The organism is Methanomassiliicoccales archaeon (assembly GCA_026394375.1).
In the GTDB taxonomy this organism is placed as follows: domain Archaea; phylum Thermoplasmatota; class Thermoplasmata; order Methanomassiliicoccales; family UBA472; genus JAJRAL01.
On sequence record JAPKYJ010000027.1, the window covers coordinates 1 to 20,328 of the forward strand.

Sequence of the window (20,328 nt, forward strand, 5' to 3'; positions counted from 1 at the left end):
TGGCAGATGCCACCCTGCCTTGCAGGCAGGAGTCAGCCGACCGAATGCGCTCCGTTCCCAGAAATGGGCGTCCTTCGCGGAACCAACCGCCAAACGAAAACTGGAAGTGCAAGCCCACGATATTAATCGTGGGTAGCTGACATGCGCACTGGAATTAACGGTGAATTGCATAAGGGTCCGTAGCTTAGTCTGGCCAGAGCGCCCGGCTCATAACCGGGCGGTCGTCGGTTCAAATCCGGCCGGGCCCACTTCATCCGTATCCAGTAATGTCCTTAACAAGATGAATAACGGGCTTTTGTGCATTTGTTGCGTTTTTTCACCCTATGAATATCCAGCGTTTTGGGCGAAAATCGGGTGTTTGCTTAACACATCGCGGAGCTGCCTGCCGGCGACGCCTTATTTGATTCATACGTAGTATTTCTCCGTCTCTCGATCTCCCAGCGTCCTCCGAGCCTATCAAAAGCTCCCCCAAGGTATTTCATATGAGAGGACGTGCCATTCCCTGACGACGCCTGCTGGTCCGGTTCGCTTCCCTTCCTATTGTTAATAGGCACCAGGCCAGCCCCAGGGAATAATATTTGAGAGAGCAACCGTTTGCCTGGTACCGAACGACATGAAGATCGAAATCTACTTCGAATCAAAGTTCGGCAACGGCAAGAAGGTCGTTGAGAAGCTCGCGGAGGATCTGACCTCCAAGGGGTATGTTGTGGGACTGCACCCTATCAATGATGTCAGTCCGAAGGAGATGCCTCCGGCGGACGTATATGTGTTCAGCTCACCCACCAGGCTCGGAAAGCCGGTGGGCAGTATGAGGCGCTTCACGAAGAAGGTCAAGGCACCCCAGGGAGCGAAGTACGCCCTCATCGCCACGCACGGCGCCGCCACGCCGAACAAGAAGACCGGCCTGATGCCAACTATCGAGGAGATCGAGAAGTGGCAGCGGACCCTCCCGATCATGGAGGAAATCCTGAACCAAAAGGGAATGGTGAAGATCGCGGACCTGAAGGTCTATGTGCTCGACTTCAAGGGGCCGCTGGAAGAGGGCTGGGAGAATAAGGTGACAGGGTTCGCGGACCATATCCAAAGCAGGCTCACACAATAGGCCCAGGCCGCTGATCCAGCTAGCCACGAACGGAGGCCGCCTCGGTGTCTGTCTTCTAGGCCGATCGGTGAGAATGCTCAGTTGGTCAGAGAGGGGATTCTCGATGGATTGGGATCACTGCATTTGTTCAAGTCGATATGAAATGGCGAGAGGCATTTGAGCCAGATCGCTCTGGTATCAGAAGACACGGTGGTCGACCGCTTCGACCAATCCATTCTCCATTTCGCCCATGTGCTCTCGAACCGCATTAAGCCAGATGAGATCCGGCTTTCGGACAACGTCCTGCAAAACGATTTATCCGCACATCCCCATGCAAAAGCAGTGCTTGGGGGGAGCCATGATGCAGAAACTTTCGGACATCAAGGAGATCAAGCTGGAGGACCTGAGACCAGACGCATTCATCAAACGGCAGGTCAAGGAGATATCCGTTGCCGTGGGAAAGGGGGTGGCCATCAACGCCTTGTCGGGCGGCGTCGACTCGTCCGTCGTGACCATGCTTGGCCACCGAGCGCTAGGTCCCAGGCTGAGGACCGTTTTCGTCGAGAACGGCATCATGCGGGAAGGAGAGCCAGAGCGCGTCGTCAAGCTGTTCAAGGGGCTGGGGGTCAAGGTCGAGCTCGTGGACGCCAAGAGGGAGTTCTTCGGCGCCCTGAAGGGCCTCACCGATCCTGAGGAGAAGCGGGAGGCCATCACCCAGACGTTCTACAAGACCGTCTTCGGCCGCATCGTCAGGGAGAGCAAGGCCAAGTATCTGCTCCAAGGCACGAACTACACGGACGTCGAGGAGACGGTGGCGGGCATCAAGAGGCAGCACAACATCCTGGAGCAGCTGGGCATCGACACCAAGAGGGAGTTCGGCTACCGGGTGCTCGAGCCCATCATCCAGCTCCGCAAGACTTCCGTCAGGAGGGTGGGAAAAGCTCTGGGAGTCCCGGAGGATATCTACAACCGTCCTCCGTTCCCCGGCCCCGCCCTGGCCGCACGGGTCATAGGCGAGGTCACCCCGAAACGAGTGGCGACGATCAGGAAGGCCACGGCCATAGTCGAGAAGGAGCTCCAGGGCACCAAGGCGTTCCAATGGCTTGCCATACTACATCAGGATAAAGTCACTGGGATACGAGCGAACAAGCGGGATTTCGGGCAACAGATAGAGGTACGGTGCTGGAATAGCACGGACGCGGTCACGGGCACACCGACGAAATTGCCTTTCGAAACGCTGACCCACCTCGCGGACCGGATCACCGCGGAGGTGCCGGGGGTGGTGAGCGTCACCTACAACGTCACCAAGAAGCCGCCCTCGACGATTGAAGCCATCTGAGCACCAGGACCTGCGGCCAGCAATAGGAGCGCCGGCGTTTCCGGAGTACTTGCCCTTGTGGGTTTCCTGCCGCCCCAGGTAACGAACCCATTGGCAGACCAGAGGGCGATATCGATAGAGGTCAGATACCGCGTCGGATGTCGTCGATGCCCGCTTCCACCCTTTCTTTGACGCCCGCCTGCAATTCGTTCAACCGATCGCGCACACGGACCTTGTACACCTCGTCCTTGATGGCTGAGAGATTGATCTCCACGTTGAGCGCCGCTCCCACCACACCTGAGTAGGCGGCCTGCAATCCCACGGCGACATCCGTGGCGGCGTTCTTGTTGCACTTTCCTGCAATCACCAGCAGCTCATCGATGACCTTCCTGCACAGCTCGACCGTGGACAGAGGAATCTCTGCGGCGCATTTGTAGGCGTTTTGGATCCGCTGAGTGCGGAAGATCTTTTCCTCCTCGTTCTTCTTTGACAACTTAAATGCCTTCATGACGTCCTCGTAGGCATCAGCATCCAGATCGATCGCCAAGGTGAGCTTGGATCGCAGCTCGTCGAACAAGCGCGCCTTCTCTTCGAAGAGCGACTGGACCGATTCGTATCCCTTCTTCCCGAGGGTCAGTCTGCTCGTCATCGCTCCTAGGGCTGCGCCCATGGCCCCGGACAAGCAAGCAGCGCTTCCTCCACCAGGGGTCGGAGACCCGGATGCCAGGGTTTGAAGGAACTTGTCCATTCTCATCGATCTGAGCGTTGGCGACTGGGCATCCAACTCCTCCAATCTCTTTTCGATGATCTGGCTGCGCTCCCATCCGTCCGTCAGCTGGAGACAGTGCTCGGCCGCATCGAACAGCGCATCGGCTGGAACCACACCGTACACTTCGCTCCTGATGACCCTGACGCCCTTCCTCTCGGCTTCCTTGCGCACCGCCTCGAACACCGCCTGCATGGGGGTCTTCGTGAAATCGTTCAGATTGATGGACACCTGCACGTGGGGCTTGGTCCGGAAGCCCATCGCCTTCACGTAGGGGAATCCTCCGTCCTTCTGCCGGATGCTCTTGGCTATGCTCTTGGCGACGTCGACATCGCTCGTATCCAAGTATATATTGTAGGCGATGAGGAACGCCCTGGCGCCGATGACGGTGGCACCGGCCTTCGGCAGTGCCGACGGCCCGAAATCCGGCTTGCGGTCCGGATCGGAGCGGATGGATTCCTTGAGCCCTTCATACTGCCCTTTGCGGATGTTGGCTAGATCCACACGATCCGACCGGCTGGCCGCCGCCTCGTACAGATAGGTCGGGATGCCCAGCTCCCGGCCGACCTTCTCTGCCAGCCTTCGAGCCAGCTCGATACATCCCTTCAGATCGATGTCGCTGATCGGAACGAACGGTACAACATCCGTGGCACCGATCCTCGGATGTTCGCCCTTGTGCTGGTCCATGTCGATGAGCTCGGCCGCTTTCTTTATGCCAGCGAAGGCCGCGTCGAACACCTCCGTCGGCTCTCCGACCATCGTCACCACGGTCCGATTATGATCAGGATCGCTCCGAGAGTCTAGAATCTTGACCGATCCACTCTCTCGCATCGCCTTCAGGATGGCGTCTACGACCTCCTTCCGCCTCCCTTCGCTGAAGTTGGGAACGCACTCCACCAGAGCCATCTTCTCTCCCCTAACATGGACCGGTCAGCTACATAACTCGATGTCCGCGGCAGACGACCAAGGAAGGATGGATAGCGCCCTGGCGATACAGTATCTCCTTGAAGCTCTCGCATGGAAAGCCGACCAGGTCCGCTACGAATCCCGGTTTGATCGTTCCTCGGTCTTCGAGACCGAGGGCTCTCGCCGCCCGATACGTGATACCGGCCAACGTCTCGGCCATGCTCAGCCTCTGGTCCGCTCCTAGCAAGGCGGCTTGGGTCAGTAGGTCGCCCATCGGAGCGGAGCCAGGGTTCCAATCGGAGGCAATGACGACGCTCAAACCCATATCCAGCATCTTCCGCACCGGAGCGAACGGCCCTCCCAGACCTAGAGAGGAACCGGGAAGGGCGATCGCCACCACACCTTTCTCGAGTAGAGCTCGCATCTCCCGCTCCGTGCTCTGCTCCAGATGGTCTGCGCTCATCGCTCCCACCTCGGCCGCCACCAAAGAACCGCCGACCGCGAACTGGTCCGCGTGCACCACCAGGCTGAATCCCACGGCCTTGGCCTTGGTCAGGAACTTCCTCCCTATCTCAGGAGCGAAGGCCCCCTCGTCGATGAAGATGTCCACCCGTTCCGTCAGGACCCCCGCCCTCACCCGGGGAAGGATCTCCTCCAGAACATATTCCAGATACTCTTCGTGCGAACTGAACTCCGGAGGAAGGACGTGGGCGGCGAGGCACGTAGGCACCAAGGTGGGATAGATCCCCTCCAGCTCCTTCACCATACCAATGGCTCGGAGCATCTTTAGTTCGGATCTCACGTCGAGTCCATATCCGCTCTTGACCTCGCAGGTCGTTACCCCTCTCAACAGATGCTCCTTCGCCCTTTCGGCCAGCAGCTGAACCAACGTATCTTCCGAGGCTTCTCGGGTATGCTTGACGGTGCTCAGGATGCCGCCTCCACCTTCAGCAATCTGTTGGTAGGTCTCGCCGGCCAAGCGCCGGGCGTACTCCTCGGTCCGCGAACCGGCATAGCAGATGTGAGTGTGGGAATCGATGAAGCCCGGAAGCAGGACCGTGCTCTCGCGCACGGGGGAGATGGTCATGGGGAGAAAATCAGACCTTGCCTTCTCCCTCAGTTGCTGGAATTGGTCTTTGCTCAGTACCTGCTTGATATGAACGCCCTCTAGCAGCAGCCCACCGCCTTCGACGACCTCCAGTCCATCGTCCTTGAGCGGACCGGTCGGGGATAGATGGTCCATGGTGACCATCTGTGAGAACGGACCCAATAGTTGCTGCCTGGTCAAAGGGACTTCACCCGGAACGAAGTTGATGAGCAGGACTTGTGTGCCGGAGGTAATAATACTTCACCCGACGCCAGCTACTTCCTTTTCTTGTTCGTCCGATCGGAGACCAGGCGTTCCACCAATCCCTTCTCCGGAATGAATGGCATCGTGATATGTCCCTCATGGGTGCGGTTCCATTCCTTTGCTGTATCAATGGCATTGGGGTTGCGGGCCCACGCTCTCCTGGCTATGCCGCAGTTCACGTCCCAATCGAGAGCGGAGGATAGTATGCCCTCGACCCTCTCGCTGCCATCGAGCAGGAGGCCGAAGCCGCCGTTGATGGCTTTGCCGGTGCCGACCCCACCCCCATTGGAGAGCACGGTCATGGTCATGCCTCGAGCGATGTTCCCGGCCCAGGACTGGTGGCTCATCTCCGCCATGATGTTGCTGCCATCCTTGATGTTCGCGGTCTCGCGAAACGGGCTGTCGGTGCCGCTGACGTCGTGGTGATCGCGACCGAGCATGACCGGCCCTATCTTCTTCTCGCGGACCATGTCGTTGAACTTCTTTGCGATACGAACTCTCGCCAAAGCATCGGCGTAGAGTATTCTGGCTTGAGTGCCGACCACCAGTTGGTTGGATTTGGCGTCGCGCAGCCAGACGTAATTGTCGTAGTCCTGCCCTCTCCTTTCCTTCCTTCCTTGCCAGATCTCGTGGACGATGTCTCGGGCCGCGACATCGGTCTTGTCCAGGTCCTCCGGATCTCGGCTCAGGCACACCCAGCGGAACGGGCCGTAGCCGTAGTCGAAGCAGATCGGTCCGATGATGTCCTCCACGTAGGAGGGAAGGATGAAGCCGTTCTTCGGATCGCCGTCGATGGCTATGTCCCTGGCACCTGCGTCATAAACGGCCTTCAAGAACGAGTTGCCGTAGTCCCAGAACTTCGTTCCCTGCTCCCGCATGATCTTTATCAGCTCATATTGGCGGAGGAGAGAGCTATCCACCAGCTCTCTGAATCTCTTTGGGTCGCTTCTGAGTAGTTGCCTTCCTTCCTCGAATTCCACGCCTACGGGGGTGTATCCGCCCTCGTAGACGGCGTGGCAGGAGGTCTGATCGGAGGCCAGTTCGATGCGGATGTGGTGATCTGCCACGTATTGCCACAGATCGACCACGTTACCGTGGAAGCCGATGGAGATGCCTTTCTTCTCTTCTCGAAGCTCCTCCACCCAGGAGAAGACCTCGTCCAGATTGTCGGAGACGCGGCCGAGCCATCCTTGCTCTTTCCTGGTCTCGATGCGAGAGCGGTCCACTTCCGCAATGATGCCGATGCCGCCGGCGATCTCGATGGCCTTGGCCTGAGCGCCGCTCATGCCCCCAAGCCCGGAGCTCAGGTAGACGATCCCGGCCAGGTTGCCGCTCTGCTCGATGCTCAGGTACTTCCGGGCTGCATTCAGAAGAGTGAGGTACGTGCCGTGCACGATGCCCTGGGGGCCGATGTACATCCAACCTCCGGCGGTCATCTGGCCGTAGTTGCTGACGCCGAGCGCTTGAGCTTTCTGGAATTCTAAAGGGTTGTCGAACATCCCCACCATCAGGCCGTTGGTGGAGATGACCCGGGGGGCGTCCCGCTTCGAGGGGAAGAGCCCTAGAGGATGTCCGGACATGACGACCAACGTCTGATCCTCCTTCATGACCTCCAGATACTTCTTGATCAGGCGGTACTGCATCCAGTTCTGGCAGACCTGGCCCGTTTCGCCGTACGTGACCAGCTCATAGGGATAGAGGGCGACCTCGAAATCCAGGTTGTTGTCTATCATGACCTGGATGGCCCTGGCCTCCGGGATGCCTTTGTATTCGTCAATCGACCTGCCAAAGATGGCGCCAGCTGGGCGATAGCGGTATCCGTAGATCCTTCCGTAGGTAAGCAGCTCATTCAGCAACTCGGGAGCGAGGGTGCGGTGCAGTGAGCTGGGGACGTAGCGAAGGACATTCTCCACGGCTAGGATGATCTCCTTTTCCGTCAGATCGAGCGCACGCCTGGGAGCTCGGCGGTACTGAGGGTCGAAGGTCGGATCTGGAGGAAGGAGACTGTTCAATTGGACCGAGGGCGGGGAAGTTTTGCTCATCGCATCTGTCTTCCCACGGGGGCGGCTTAAATGTTCGCCTTGGGCTTAGGCCGGTGATTGAACAACGGTCCCACGTGGCAGTCGCCAATAGATTAACATTCAGAGGCCCTGTTGCAAAACTCTCATGACCAGAATTTCTTACGCATAGCCAGTTGAATTAGATTGAAGAGAGCGAGCTTGACCCGAACCTCATTTCTTCGACCGTTTTCCGACCGACATCGAAGACGATGTCAGAGAAGAGCGCCGATCATGCTGAAACGGTCTTCAGCATGATCCAGCGCCTCTTCGGTTACCGCTTGAGGTGCCGTTCCGAGAACGGCAGGAAGAATGAGGTCCAGGCGAAGCTCTCGATGTTCAACCTTTTCTTACTGGCTAGGAACGGTTTCCTTTGGAACGATTAGTTTAGCAACAAAGCCTTCAGAGTTACAGGTGAATCTTCGGAGACCAGACGACTTGCAGCCAGCTTCCAAGGGTCATGGCTCGTCTTGGGGTGCAACTAATTGATACAGGTCTTCACGGATTGGTCAGGTATTGATTGTAATAAACCGGCCGGTTCTCCATTCATATCCGACCGAGCCCACCAATCCTCCAGCTCGGCATTGAGGTTGTCCAGAATGTCCACCTCGTCCACGATCCTCTTCGCGTTCTGTGTCTTGCCGCCCACCAGCCGAATGACCGATGTCACCTTTTCCCTTCTGTCCATTCCAAGCCCGTCGCTAACAACCTAGCGATTTTCCTATGTCCTTTTCCATTCTCAAAGACAGGTCGACGCCACTATTTCCTTATAATCAAACCGCAGAGCAATGACAATGTTAAGGAGAGCGTGCTCACATTTGCCGTCGTGGAATCTAAAACGGAGGTTGAGGGCGACGGGTGCGCCAGCGCGGAGGACCCCCTCGCCTTCAGGAAGGAGGTGGCGGAACGCATCGCTCGCGAGGAAGCGATGCTGACCAAGGTGAGCCGGCCTCCGAGAGGCTTTTATCTGGCCAGCATCGTCACCTTCGCCCTCCTGACCATCATGATCTGCTTCTTTCTCCTCGATCCTCCAATCCTGCTTATCTGGCTGGTCATCGGCATCCTCCTCTATTCGTACAATTTCATCATCCTCCTCATACCCACCACCACCTCGAAGAAGATAACGGCGAAAGCGCACCTGGACGTCGCCGGGCTGTACGATCAGTCCAAGGAGCTGGGGCAACACCTGATAACCAAGAACAAGAAGCTGGCGGTGGAGATGGGGTTGACCGTCTTCCTGAGCGGGATGGTGCCCTTGGCACTCAGCTTCGGGGTCATCTTCGGGCTGGGCCTGGTCTTCGCCCTCTACTTCGGCTACGTGACTCATTCTATCGGCAGCGACGTGGCTGGGGCCATGGTGCTCCAGATCCTCCTCATCTTCGGCTACTACATGCTCATCATCGTCCTCCGACCTCAAGCCCAGGGCATCACCAAGGTGGCCCGCTCATTCCGAGGCAAAGTGGGAAGAGCGCGGAACGAGGGACGATGGGCGCTCACCCTCATCGCGGTCATCATCGCCGGGGTGGTGAGCCTGATCACGATCCTTTTCTTCGGGGCGATCATCTTCCCGGGAAACACCTTGTTCAAGATCCTTTCTGATTTCGACGAGCTCGGATGGGTGAGGGTTCCAGGATTGATCGTCATGCTTGCCGTCCAGGTGGTCGTGATGCGACATTTCCAGGGCATAGCCAGCCGGATGATGGCCAAAGGACTGCTGCGCATCCGAAGCCAGAGGCTGAGGAAAGAGGTCCTGGAGGAACTGGATCGCCGATTGGCTGGAATGAACGGTCCTGAGTTGGATAGCTGCCTCGTCGAGCTGGACGAGATCAAAGTGCGATACTATTCGATAGCCATCTACGACATAGTGGAGCAGAACATCTTCGGCCGTTGGCCGATCTACTTGGTCACTCCCACCATGCGTTACGTCAAGGACGTGAACGCCCTAAAATACGTCGAGGTATGAGCGACGGAGCTCAATTCTTTCCGGACCCGAGCATCTCCACCCAATCCCAATAATAAGCGATCCGCGGCCGTTTTTCTTTGACGCGGGCGTAGGCGTCCCGGTAGCTCAGGCCGTACTTCTTGCTCACGTAGATCATGGCCAAGAAGAGGGTCCGGTCCTTTCCCTTGCGGCAGCGGATGAGGACTTTGGCGTCGAGGTCAGAAAGAGCCACGAGCATGTCCCCCGCCCGCAGCAGCTGCTCGATCCTTGGCGTGTGCTTGAGATCGCGGCCTCGGTCGAACAGCGTCCGGGCGTCGATGATCAGCTCAACGCCCTCCTCTTTCCTCCTGTGGACGGAGATGGCATCCATCCAACCTCCAACGGCCACGAAATCATCTATCCAGTCCATGCATGCCCTCCGCTTTCCTGACTCTAGGTAATGGACTAGGGAGGCGGATGGGTTTTAGGATGTTGGCTGATGGCTCGGAGGAGCCGTCTCATGGAGCCGATCGACCTTGCTTGAACGTGCCAGGTCGAGAGCTCAAGCGATTTTGGTACCCGCCGTAGGACCCCACAGCGCATCGTATACCGCTTCGATCTTCACCACGACGGCCGCTTTCACGGGATTCTTGGGGTTCACGGCGTGCACCTGGGCCCTCAGGTCCTCGTGCACCTTGTCCCCCTTATGCACTTTGACGGAGCCCTTGATCTGGAACGATCTCTTTGTCTCCGAATCATAGCACAGGACGGAGATCTTCGGGTTCTCCTCCAGGTTCTTGGCCGTCTTGTAGAAGAAGTTGTCCGTTATCAACAGCGTCTCATCGTCCACGATCTTTAGCGAGCCGATGAAGACCACGTTCGGGGTCCCGTCCTTCGACGCTGTGGCGATGGGTATGGGCTTCTGCTTCTGCAATGTCTCCTTTACTTGAGTAGGCATCTTGACCGTTTCGACCACCAAGCGCAATTAGAATCAACCCCGCTAATGAAGATGACGGTGCTCTGCAGGCGGCAGAAAGGCGAATATCGCTCTAGGTCGGCCTTCTGGCCTTCTCAACGACCTGCCTGTCCCGCCAGGATTCCACATGATGACCGGACATCATGAAGCGGCATACGATCGAGAAAAGGTCGGCTCCCGCCCTACGACGGCGGAAGCATGATGCCTTCCCCTGACATCCTCTTCGTGGGAATAAGATGACGGCCAAGAAGATGCTGAAGGTGCTGGCGGACGGAGGATACCCGGCCAGGATAGTGCCTGTCTCCCGACTGGAAGATATCAAACGGGACGTGGAAGGTCTGCGCGAACAGGGACTGTTGGACCCATTGCTGCACGAGACCTATCTGAAGGGTTACAGCTACCAGCCGCCGAAGGAGATGCCTGATGCCAAGTACATCATCATACTCTCAGTGCCAAGGCCTCAGATCGAAGTGAGGTTCCACTGGAACGGGAGAGAGGTCAAGACCATCGTCCCTCCCACCTACGCGAACACCCTGAACATCATCGCCAAGGCCAAGGAGACGCTGGAAAGGACCGTCGAGCACGGAGAAGGAAGATTCGTTCTGGCCCTGTTCCCGTACAAGACCTTGGCCGTGCGCACTGGGCTCGCCTCCTACGGACGGAACAACATCAGTTACGTCGGGAAGCAAGGCAGCTTCCACCGCCTGACGGCTTTCTTCACAGACCTCGAGCTGGGCGTGGATGACTGGGGAATGCGATCGGTCCTTCCCCGATGCACGAAATGCACCGCCTGCCTGAAGAGCTGCCCGACCAAGGCAATAGACGAGGACCGCTTCCTCTTGCATGCGGAGAGATGCCTGACCTTCCTGAACGAGTTCCCATCGGACCGGTCTTTCCCCTCGTCCATCAAGCCTTCGATGCACAACGCCATCGTCGGATGCATGCGGTGCCAGCATGTCTGTCCTTACAACAAAGAGGTTCGGGATTGGACCGTCAAGGGGGAGGATTTCTCAGAAGAGGAGACGGGATATCTTCTGAAGGGCGAGTTCGTCGGCGACAAGGCCAAGGAGATGGAGGCCAAGCTCGGAAGGTCCGGGCTCGATCTCAGTGTGTTCCCCCGCAACCTGAGAGCGTTGCTGGACGCCTGAGGAGAGCCGCCATTGGGGATGCATTTACGACCATGGAGTGCATAGGTTCATATACTAGGATGCCGTCGGGTGGCTCACTAGAATCGGTCCGTTCACTGTTTTCCTGAGAAGCATCACACGGAATCACAAGGGAAGAAGCGAAAGGCAGAGAAGCTAGAATAATTCACACGGAGGTGAACAATAGAATGTACGACAGGGCACCCAGGGAAATGCACAAGGCCGTTTGCGCCGACTGCAAGAAGGAATGCGAAGTCCCCTTCAAGCCCACTGAGGGGCGACCAGTATATTGCCGCGACTGCTTCAGCAAGCACAAGCCGGCAAGGCGCTTCTAAAGGGACAGTGCTGCATAAAGCACAAATCCAATCCTTTTTTTCATTTTTCTATTTTCTCATGCACTCCTCGTAGCTGGTCGTATAGCTACTTCGCTTGGTTTGCAGGAGGAAGAATCCATATTCCCTTGTCTTCTAGTGTTCCATTGCGGTGAAAGGCTCAGTGGAAACGCTTTAATCCGCGCGCATGATGGGTTGTCGTGCTCCTGTCCGCGAAAGGCATGACCAAGGCCTTCGGCGCCAAAGAGGTCCTCCGCAACGTGGACTTGGAGATCGAGGCAGGGGACCGCATCGGCCTGGTGGGTCCGAACGGCACAGGCAAAACCACGCTGCTCAAGATCCTTACGGGAGAGATCAAGCCGGACACCGGTGAGCTCACCGTCCGCACGGCGAAGATAGCATACCTTCCTCAGTTCCACGGATTGGACGATGAGACGTTGGACCAGGTTCTCAAGGACCCCTTCGCCCCGGCTGAATTGGCTCGGCTGGAAGAGCTGGAGCGGTTGATGTCCTCCGCCGGCGATGATCCGGAGGTCGATCTGAACGAGGTGGCCGCCGAGTACGCTCGCCTGCAGGAGGAGCTCACCTCCAAGAGAGGATACATCCAGGAAGAGAGGAAAGAGAAAGCCTTGGTCCGCTTGGGACTGACCGACCGGCCCCAGGAGAGAAGGATCAACGAACTCAGTGGGGGCGAGGCGACCAGGGTCATGCTCGCCCGGGTCCTGGTGCAAGCGGACGAAGCGGAGATGATGATCCTCGATGAACCGACAAGTCATCTGGACATCGAGACCACCGAATCGCTCGAGGACTTCCTGCGCCATTACCCCGGCGCGGTCCTGGTGGTCTCCCACGACCGCTATTTCCTGGACCGGGTGGTGAAGGAGATCTGGGACTTGGACTCAGGAACGCTGACGAAGTACCGGGGCAGCTACACGGAGTTCGCCAAGAAGAAGGAGCTGGAACTGGAGAAGCAGAGGATCGCCTACCACAAGAACCAGACGGAGAGGGAGAGGAATCTCAAGATCGCGGAGGAGCAGCACCTGCGCCTGAAGTATGCTACGACGCACAAGACCCGCTTGAAGATGGTCGACCGCATGGAGGAGGTCGATGCCCCTCGGAAAGAGAAGAAGCTGGACATCAGACTCCAGGCCGTGGCCAAGTCCGGCAAGAACGTCCTCACGGTCAAGGGATTCACGGTCAGAAGAGGAGGGAGGAGGGTCCTGGAGAACATCGACCTGGAGATCGTGCGGGGCGACCGGCTGGGCATCTTCGGTGCTAACGGATCTGGCAAAACGACGCTGCTTCTGGCATTGATAGGCGAGCTGGGCTTTGAGGGCGAATACTGGCTCGCTCCCGGCGCGCGGTGGGGCTACTTCGCCCAGGGACACGACGGCCTCGATTCGAACCTGACGCCGGAGCAGCAGCTGGAGCAGATGCTGAGCGAGGAGGAGAAGAGAAAGGCGAGGGGGATGTTGGCGCAGTTCCTCTTCACACCGCAGCAGGTCAAGACGCCGATCGCCAATCTGTCGGGGGGAGAGAGAGCGAAAGTGGCGCTGGCCATGCTCACCTCGGAGAAGAGCAACCTGCTCTTTCTGGACGAACCTACGAACTACCTCGACCTGCCTTCGAGGGAGGCGGTGGAACGAGCGCTCATAGGGTTCCCGGAGACGCTGGTCCTGGTCACGCACGACAGATATCTTCTTGATGTCGCATGCAATAAAGTGGCCGATCTTAGGAATGGCAGAATGCGCCTGTTCAACGGCACCTACTCGGAGATGAAGAGGTCCTTGCCCCCCTCAGAGGTCATGGCCGAGGCGGGCATGTACCGGGTGGTGTCCGGATTCACCGACTGGGCCACGAGAACGAAGTATCGGCCGGGGGACAAGGTAGGCATCGCTCCCTCCGAGGTCGAGAGGTTCCGCTGGGCCCTGGACGCGGGAAAATTGAAGAAAGGGACGGGGAAAGAGCTGAAAAAGGTCCAGAGGAACATCTGAACCAAGCCATTGAAGGATGTCAGCGGAAGAGGAAGATAGAAGTTGAAGAACAATGGAAATAGGTCTAATCTATACAGGCTGGAAATATGAATAAGTTTCACGAGATGCTACTGTATTTCATTCGAGGCGTACCAATGGACAGGGTTGTCAATCTAATGGGTATGAAATGGTACGTGCCACATGATTACGTCCTCCCTTTCGTAGGTAGGCTGACGATCCCCTTCGGTTTCTTGCCATTGTTTGAGGCAACGCAACGTAATTGGATACGCCAGAACGTCCCTAAGGGGGGCGTGTTTGTGGACATCGGGGCGGCCTTCGGCCTCTATTCACACACCTTCGCTAACCATTTCGATATGGTCTATGCCATCGAGCCGCATCCAGTCAATCGCTTCATCCTCGGAGAGAACATCCGTTTGAACGGGCTGAACAACGTACAGGTCATACCCTATGCCATATGGGATTCGCATACCGAGATTCGCCTCGGCCATCTAATCGAAAACGATTATTTCCGAGTGGGAATCCAGGAGAACCAAATCGAGGGCCTTCATACGTTCGATGAGGTACATATTCCAACGATAAGGCTCGACGACGTGTGCTTGGCTCCAGACTTTATCAAGATGGACATCGAAGGCGGAGAGTATATGGCCATAAGGGGAATGGAAGAGACACTCTCGACATATCGTCCTCTGCTTATGGTGGAGGTGCATGAGTTCCAGCACCCCGCTAAGGACTTCTTCGAAATAATGGGGGCATTAGACTATCGTAGAATCTATTCTCATTGGACCAGTCACGTCTTCGCTCCGGACCGTGGACCGCAGTAGTCGGTGGCCTGGGCCATGCTCGCACTGGGCATGTTCACGCTGAAAGTGCCATTCTCCAGCATCCCGTCCTTCGTCCTCCGCTTCTTGCTTATCACCAGCCCGATCAGCGGCGGCTCGTTCTATATCATCGTCACCCAGGCCAGGATACAGAAAGTCGCCTTGCCTTTCACGTTCGCTCCAACCAGGACTACCGGCATCGCCATCGGTGGCAGCTTCTTGCCCAGCTTCACCTTGCTCATGTTCCCCTCATCGAACTGATTCGTGCCCAGGCTTATCAGGCTTCACTTTCTCTTTGCTCCGATAGCTCCCAGGAGAGCGGTTGTGCTCCAGTTGGGGAGAGCGGAAGGAAAAGGCATTAATACTTGCGTGGTATGTCGTGGCATAGCACGGCTGACCGTGCAACCACAAAAAGGAGGTTGAAAATGGCTGGAGCGAACCTTGAGCTATCGTCTTCGCAGACGAGCGTCCCGCATTCGAGCACCATCGCCACGCAGCATAGCGCTGCACTGGAACCGGGGACGTCGGAGTACTATTCGCTCCAGCAGGCGGTCTTTGAGGCGGGCAAGATGTTCCTCGTGCATGGGGGCCGGGTGGTCGTTCTCCGCTGCGACGGCGGCAGATGGATCTCGCCGCTGATCCAGTGGGCCCGCGGCAATTGCCAGTTCATTGCGCTTGACGACACGCAAGAGAGCGTGGAGGAGTGCATCGACCGGCACAAAATGTGCGTCCACCTAGGATTCGTCGAAGCGGGGCAGATGGACCTGAACGAGCGGTTCCCTGAAACGACGAGCGTGCTCACCTTAGGCATTGAATCGATGAGCAGACTGCAAGACGAGCGCAGAGGAGAGGTGCTGCGATCGATCCGCAGACATCTGGAACGAGGTGGCGGTTTCATCATGATGGAGCACGCCGACCGGGATTGGGAGACGGAACTCAGGGAAGCGGGCTTTCATGAGATCAGGCGCATCTGGCGCCGCGGGACGTTCATAGCCTGGTTGGCACTTCGCTGAACTCGTCGAGGTTGCCTACGACAAGGACGACGGTGTCGCCAGAAATGGCTGGCGTTGGAAACGCCCCCAAGCTTATGCCCTTCGCGCAGTTGCGTTCAACGGACCCGGCGCTTAATGCAACTGCCCGCCATGCCTAGAGCATCTGGTCCGTGGCCCTCAGGCTCAGAGTGTCGCAGATCTCCTCCACGAAACGCAAGAGATCCTCGCGGCCGCAGGCAACGGCGCCCTTGACCAAATAGGGTGAGAGATCGTGGTCCATCGCGCCGAGGTACGTAGCCAGGATGCATCCCGTCGCGCTCAACCCCTCGATGATGACGGTGTCGCATTTCTGCTTGAGCAGTATATCTGCCAGATTGGTTTTGTTGAAGGCGTTGGGGTAGTTCTTCGTCACCTTGATGTCGGAGTCCCGGACGTGGATGCCATCCGCGAATTCGAACGATCTCGTTCCAGGCTCCGGGCCTTTCCCCTTGTCGGTATGGTAGATGAATATGATGGGCAACCCCTTCTCGCGGAAGATGCGGATGCCTTCGTTGATCTCCTCCGCACGCATCTCCACGGACCTCTTCAGTTCGGGGCTCATCTCCAACCAGGCATTCTGGATGTCCACCACTAGCAACGCGGGCTTCATGTTCTCATCCTTTGGTAGGGGTGCAATTCCATTGGCAGATAATGAGGATTGGTGTCGCGCATGTCGAAGTGGTTCGATGGCTCGTCAGCCCCCTCCGCGCTCGTTCGTTCCGGGATAAGGCAGTGACCGCATCGCGACCACTAGTGCCCGCATCCCCCAAGTAACGTGACCAGAATAGGAGGGAACGAGGAACATGATATCCAATGCCCAGATCTACGAGAACAGCGAGATGAGAATGACGCTCCGACGCCTTGAGGACGACAGAAGCTGGAGGCTGTGTGTTTCGGCACGATCGCTCTTGAGCGGGAACGGAGGAACGATAAATGGCGCAGCGGATGCCTTTCACAAAGAGCCGGCTTGCTACCCGAACGAGGGGGTGAGATGGTGAGCGCCGCCAATCCCCTAATGGCGCTAACGGAACTGCTGGTAGCGGTGACCGTATTGATCACGCTCTGGCGATTCCTCAACTCCCCGGGAGTAGGAGGAACGGAGAGTGGGGAAGGAGAGCAACAGCACCCCGACGACTCAAGGAGCTCGGGCTAGGGAACGCTGCTAGATGGCGATATCATCTCATGATTGGCGGCTTGAGGAGAACGCCTGCAACTGAGCGGAGATTCTTTGATGCAGACCTTTTCCCGATTTCTCATTTCTTGATGGCGACATCTTGAAGCCGAGGAGCGCACAAGCTCGATGCATGAAAGCGCGCTCGGTCACGAGAGTGCTGACCGGAAGGCCAACCTTGGAAGGGGCGGGAGTGCACCTGTTCCGGGTCTTTGGATATGGAGAGGTCAAGCTCATGGACCCCTTCCTGATGCTGGACGATTTCCACTCCTCCAATCCAGATGACTACCTGGCAGGCTTCCCGATTCACCCGCATCGGGGCATGGAGACGGTCACATACATCATCTCTGGTAAGGTGGAGCATCAGGATTCGCTAGGCAATCGCGGCGAGATCGGTTCGGGCGATCTGCAATGGATGACCGCTGGGTCCGGCATCATGCACCAGGAGATGCCCCGCCGATGGGAGGGGTTCATGCAGGGATTCCAGCTCTGGGTGAACCTACCTCGCAAGCACAAGATGATGCAGCCCCGCTATCGAGATGTCAAGAAGGAGAGCATTCCCCTCCTCGAACCGGAGAAAGGGGTGGAGATCAAACTAATCGCCGGCGAGCTCCAGGGGATGAAGGGACCGGTGCAGGACCTGGTCGTGCCAGTGGAGTGCCTCGACGTCCGATTGTCCAAGGATGCACACTTCTCCCACGACATCGCCCCAGAGCACAACGCCTTCGCATACGTGTTCGAGGGAAGCGGAATTTTCTCTGTGGACGAGGGAAGGGGCATCAGGACCGGCCAGGCAGTGGTCTTTGGAGAAGGGGACCATGTCCATGTCAGCGCTGCGGACGGAGGTGTTCGTTTCCTCTTAGCCTCCGGCCATGCGCTGCACGAGCCGATTGCCTGGAACGGCCCCATCGTCATGAACACTTCTGAGGAGCTGGAACTTGCTTCCAGCGAGCTGCGCGCCGGCACGTTCGTCAAGGCCCACCCTCAGAGATGATCTAGAATCGGATGGCCGCAAGAACCTGGCAAGCTTAAGTAGCGCCTGGAGCAATAATTGGACGCTACAAGGGGGTCTAGGAACGGTCAAAGAACTCAAATACGGCCAATGCCGCAATTTCAGTCCAGAAGTCGATTTCAAGTGCCAGTCGACGGCCGAGCTGGAGCCGCTGACGGAGATCATCGGGCAGGACCGGGCGGTCAAGGCGCTGCAGTTCGGACTGCGCATCAAGGACAAGGGCTTCAACGTTTTCGTGGCGGGCATGCCCGGCACGGGAAGAAAGACCGCCATCATCAACTTCATCAAACAGCTGGCCAAGGAAGCGCCCACGCCGCCGGACTGGTGCTATGTCAACAATTTCAAGGACCAGGCCAGGCCGAAGGCCCTCCAGCTTCCTCCGGGGAGGGGAGCGAGCTTCAAGAAGGAGATGGAGAAGTTCGTTTCCGGTCTGGCCAAGGCCCTCCAGGATGCCTTCGAATCCAACGACTACGTACAGCGCCGCACCTCCAGCCTCAAGTCCATCGACGAGAAGAGGCAGGAATACAACGCCAAGATGACCAAGATGATCGCCGATGCCAAGTTTCAGCTGGTGCAATCCCCCGTGGGCGTGGCATTGGTGCCTCTCATCGATGGCCAGCAGTACACCGAGGACATGCTTGCTCAGATGCCAGCTAGGGTGCACAAGCAAATCGATGCCAAGCGCGACGAGTTGCAGGTAGAAGTGCAGAAGACCTTCGTACAGCTGCGGGACCTGGACCGCGAAGCAGAGGAGAAGGTCAACAAGCTCAACCGGGAGATCGTCACTTTCGTGATTGAACCTCGCCTGGCACCCATGCGGGATCAGTTCAAAGAATCGCCACAGGTATTGGAGTACCTGGCGGACGTGCAAGAGGACGTCCTGCAGAACGTGCCCCTCATCATCCAAGGAGCGAGGAAGGTGGATGGGCCGATGGGGCTGCCCATATCCATAGACTCGCCGGCCAAGAACTACCAAGTGAACCTGATCGTGGACAACTCCAAGCTGGAAGGTGCTCCGGTGGAGATCGAGCTCAACCCCACCTACTTCCGTCTGTTCGGCGCCACGGAGAAGGAGGCGAAGTTCGGCGCTCTGTTCACGGACTTCACCATGATCCGGGCAGGCTCCGCCCACAAGGCGAACGGCGGCTATCTGGTGGTGCCGGTGGAAGGCCTGTTCCAGGATCCGCTCACCTGGCCTTCGCTCAAGCAGACCCTCTCCTCAGACATGCTGGAGATCGAGGAGCAAGCGGCCCGCATGGGCTACATGGTCACCCGCTCCCTGCGGCCGGAGCCGATACCTTTCAACACCAAGGTCGTCATCATCGGCGATCCGTACGCATTCGATGTCCTGTACGCGGCGGACAAGGACTTCCGCGGACTCTTCAAGGTGAAGGCGGACTTCGATACCACCATGCCGCGCAACAAGGACAATGTGGAGCAGTACGCGGCCTTCGTATGCACGCTGTGCAACAAGGAGAGCTTGCTGCATTTGGACGCAGGTGCGATGTCCGAAGTGGTGGAGCTCTCCTCCCGCATGGTGGAGGACCAGAACAAGCTCAGCACGCACTTCGCGGAGATAGCGAACGTCGTCCGCGAGGCCAACTTCTACGCCCGCCAGGAGAAGGCGGCGGAGATAGCGCGCAAGCACGTCGTGAGGACCATCGAGGAAAAGGTGTACCGCTCCAACATGATCCAAAAGAAGATGGAAGAGATGGTGCAGAAGGGCATGGTGCTCCTGGAGACCAAAGGCGAGAAAGTGGGGCAGGTGAACGGGCTCTCGGTTATCTCCCTCGGTGACTACGCCTTCGGAAGGCCATCGCGGATAACCGCCTCTGTGGGCGTGGGGAAGGAGGGGGTCATCGACATCGAGCGCGAGGCGCAAATGAGCGGCCCCACCCATCACAAGGGCGTGCTCATCCTGGGCGGATACCTCAATGGCACCTACGCCACCGAGAGGCCGCTCTCCCTCACCGCCAGGCTGGTGTTCGAGCAGTCGTACTCGGGCGTGGACGGGGACTCGGCTTCCTCCACCGAGCTGTACTGCATCCTATCCGCCCTCTCGGACAAGCCGATCAAGCAGTATCTGGCCGTCACGGGCAGCGTCAACCAGAAGGGCGAGGTGCAAGCCATAGGCGGCGTCAACGAGAAGATCGAGGGCTTCTTCGAGACCTGCAAGATCTCCGGCATCAGCGGCAAGCAGGGCGTGCTCATACCGCGAAGCAACGTGCAGAACCTCATGCTCAAGCAAGAAGTACTGGACGCCATCAAGCGGGGCAAGTTCCACATCTATCCGATCAAGGTCATCAGCGAGGGGATTGAGGTCCTGACCGGTGTGAGGGCGGGCGAACGTCGTCCGGATGGCAGCTTCGAGAAAGGCACCATCAACGACCTGGTGCAAAGGCGCCTGAACGATATGGCGGACCGTATCAAGGAGTTCCGCAGCTGATAC

Annotated in this window: 20 protein-coding genes and 1 tRNA gene; 14 read left to right on the plus strand and 7 right to left on the minus strand. The window is 57.8% G+C overall.

The window, feature by feature from the left end; genetic code table 11:
• Window positions 1–173: 173 nt before the first annotated feature.
• From NT137_07975 to NT137_07985, 3 genes are all read left to right on the plus strand, one after another.
• Window positions 174–248 (plus strand) — tRNA-Ile (locus tag NT137_07975).
• 365 nt (window positions 249–613) lie between these two features.
• Window positions 614–1,102 (plus strand): hypothetical protein, encoded by a 489-nt coding sequence (locus tag NT137_07980; GenBank protein ID MCX6653268.1) that lies wholly within the window; start codon window positions 614–616, stop codon window positions 1,100–1,102.
• A 337-nt stretch (window positions 1,103–1,439) separates the two neighbouring features.
• Window positions 1,440–2,420 carry a hypothetical protein gene (locus NT137_07985; GenBank protein ID MCX6653269.1) on the plus strand — a complete coding sequence of 327 codons (981 nt, stop codon included), beginning with the start codon at window positions 1,440–1,442 and terminating at the stop codon, window positions 2,418–2,420.
• 121 nt (window positions 2,421–2,541) lie between these two features.
• On the opposite strand, the gene ftcD is transcribed toward NT137_07985, so the two are convergent.
• From ftcD to NT137_08000, 3 genes are all read right to left on the minus strand, one after another.
• Window positions 2,542–4,071, minus strand: coding sequence for a glutamate formimidoyltransferase (ftcD, locus tag NT137_07990; protein MCX6653270.1), 1,530 nt, complete (start codon window positions 4,069–4,071; stop codon window positions 2,542–2,544).
• Between the two features lie 28 nt (window positions 4,072–4,099).
• Window positions 4,100–5,314 carry an imidazolonepropionase gene (hutI, locus tag NT137_07995; protein ID MCX6653271.1) on the minus strand — a complete coding sequence of 405 codons (1,215 nt, stop codon included), beginning with the start codon at window positions 5,312–5,314 and terminating at the stop codon, window positions 4,100–4,102.
• Between the two features lie 119 nt (window positions 5,315–5,433).
• Window positions 5,434–7,464 carry a urocanate hydratase gene (locus NT137_08000; protein MCX6653272.1) on the minus strand — a complete coding sequence of 677 codons (2,031 nt, stop codon included), beginning with the start codon at window positions 7,462–7,464 and terminating at the stop codon, window positions 5,434–5,436.
• A gap of 227 nt (window positions 7,465–7,691) precedes the next feature.
• Between NT137_08000 and NT137_08005 the strand changes: the two genes are divergently transcribed.
• Window positions 7,692–7,865: a hypothetical protein gene (locus tag NT137_08005; protein MCX6653273.1), complete on the plus strand. Its 174-nt coding sequence runs from the start codon at window positions 7,692–7,694 to the stop codon at window positions 7,863–7,865.
• Between the two features lie 95 nt (window positions 7,866–7,960).
• Here the strand turns inward: NT137_08005 and NT137_08010 are convergent, their stop codons facing one another.
• Window positions 7,961–8,167: a hypothetical protein gene (locus NT137_08010; protein ID MCX6653274.1), complete on the minus strand. Its 207-nt coding sequence runs from the start codon at window positions 8,165–8,167 to the stop codon at window positions 7,961–7,963.
• A gap of 138 nt (window positions 8,168–8,305) precedes the next feature.
• On the opposite strand from NT137_08010, the gene NT137_08015 reads away from it, so the two are divergent.
• Window positions 8,306–9,442, plus strand: a complete 1,137-nt coding sequence (locus NT137_08015) for a hypothetical protein (protein MCX6653275.1) — start codon at window positions 8,306–8,308, stop codon at window positions 9,440–9,442.
• A 10-nt stretch (window positions 9,443–9,452) separates the two neighbouring features.
• Here NT137_08015 and NT137_08020 read toward each other — a convergent pair whose 3' ends face one another.
• Together NT137_08020 and NT137_08025 are read right to left on the minus strand one after the other, a co-directional pair.
• Window positions 9,453–9,830: a dual specificity protein phosphatase family protein gene (locus NT137_08020; protein ID MCX6653276.1), complete on the minus strand. Its 378-nt coding sequence runs from the start codon at window positions 9,828–9,830 to the stop codon at window positions 9,453–9,455.
• Window positions 9,831–9,962: 132 nt separating this feature from the next.
• Window positions 9,963–10,376, minus strand: a complete 414-nt coding sequence (locus NT137_08025; protein MCX6653277.1) for a pyridoxamine 5'-phosphate oxidase family protein — start codon at window positions 10,374–10,376, stop codon at window positions 9,963–9,965.
• A gap of 236 nt (window positions 10,377–10,612) precedes the next feature.
• Between NT137_08025 and NT137_08030 the strand changes: the two genes are divergently transcribed.
• From NT137_08030 to NT137_08055, 6 genes are all read left to right on the plus strand, one after another.
• Window positions 10,613–11,524 carry a hypothetical protein gene (locus NT137_08030; GenBank protein MCX6653278.1) on the plus strand — a complete coding sequence of 304 codons (912 nt, stop codon included), beginning with the start codon at window positions 10,613–10,615 and terminating at the stop codon, window positions 11,522–11,524.
• A gap of 185 nt (window positions 11,525–11,709) precedes the next feature.
• Complete coding sequence (locus tag NT137_08035) at window positions 11,710–11,856, plus strand: hypothetical protein (protein ID MCX6653279.1); 147 nt, start codon at window positions 11,710–11,712, stop codon at window positions 11,854–11,856.
• A 197-nt stretch (window positions 11,857–12,053) separates the two neighbouring features.
• A complete protein-coding gene (locus NT137_08040; GenBank protein MCX6653280.1) occupies window positions 12,054–13,847 on the plus strand; it encodes an ABC-F family ATP-binding cassette domain-containing protein in 1,794 nt (597 codons plus the stop codon).
• Window positions 13,848–13,981: 134 nt separating this feature from the next.
• The gene (locus NT137_08045; GenBank protein MCX6653281.1) at window positions 13,982–14,668 is read left to right on the plus strand and encodes an FkbM family methyltransferase; all 687 of its coding nucleotides are present in this window, start codon (window positions 13,982–13,984) and stop codon (window positions 14,666–14,668) included.
• A gap of 3 nt (window positions 14,669–14,671) precedes the next feature.
• Window positions 14,672–14,926, plus strand: a complete 255-nt coding sequence (locus tag NT137_08050) for a hypothetical protein (GenBank protein ID MCX6653282.1) — start codon at window positions 14,672–14,674, stop codon at window positions 14,924–14,926.
• A gap of 164 nt (window positions 14,927–15,090) precedes the next feature.
• Window positions 15,091–15,678, plus strand: coding sequence for a hypothetical protein (locus NT137_08055; protein ID MCX6653283.1), 588 nt, complete (start codon window positions 15,091–15,093; stop codon window positions 15,676–15,678).
• Window positions 15,679–15,811: 133 nt separating this feature from the next.
• On the opposite strand, the gene NT137_08060 is transcribed toward NT137_08055, so the two are convergent.
• The gene (locus NT137_08060; GenBank protein MCX6653284.1) at window positions 15,812–16,306 is read right to left on the minus strand and encodes a cysteine hydrolase; all 495 of its coding nucleotides are present in this window, start codon (window positions 16,304–16,306) and stop codon (window positions 15,812–15,814) included.
• Between the two features lie 381 nt (window positions 16,307–16,687).
• On the opposite strand from NT137_08060, the gene NT137_08065 reads away from it, so the two are divergent.
• From NT137_08065 to NT137_08075, 3 genes are all read left to right on the plus strand, one after another.
• Entirely contained in the window at window positions 16,688–16,849 is a 162-nt protein-coding gene (locus NT137_08065; protein MCX6653285.1) for a hypothetical protein, read from the plus strand.
• A gap of 151 nt (window positions 16,850–17,000) precedes the next feature.
• Window positions 17,001–17,861, plus strand: a complete 861-nt coding sequence (locus tag NT137_08070; GenBank protein MCX6653286.1) for a pirin family protein — start codon at window positions 17,001–17,003, stop codon at window positions 17,859–17,861.
• Entirely contained in the window at window positions 17,806–20,325 is a 2,520-nt protein-coding gene (locus tag NT137_08075; protein MCX6653287.1) for an AAA family ATPase, read from the plus strand. Before NT137_08070 ends, NT137_08075 begins: the two co-directional genes overlap by 56 nt.
• The last annotated feature ends 3 nt before the right edge of the window (window positions 20,326–20,328 follow it).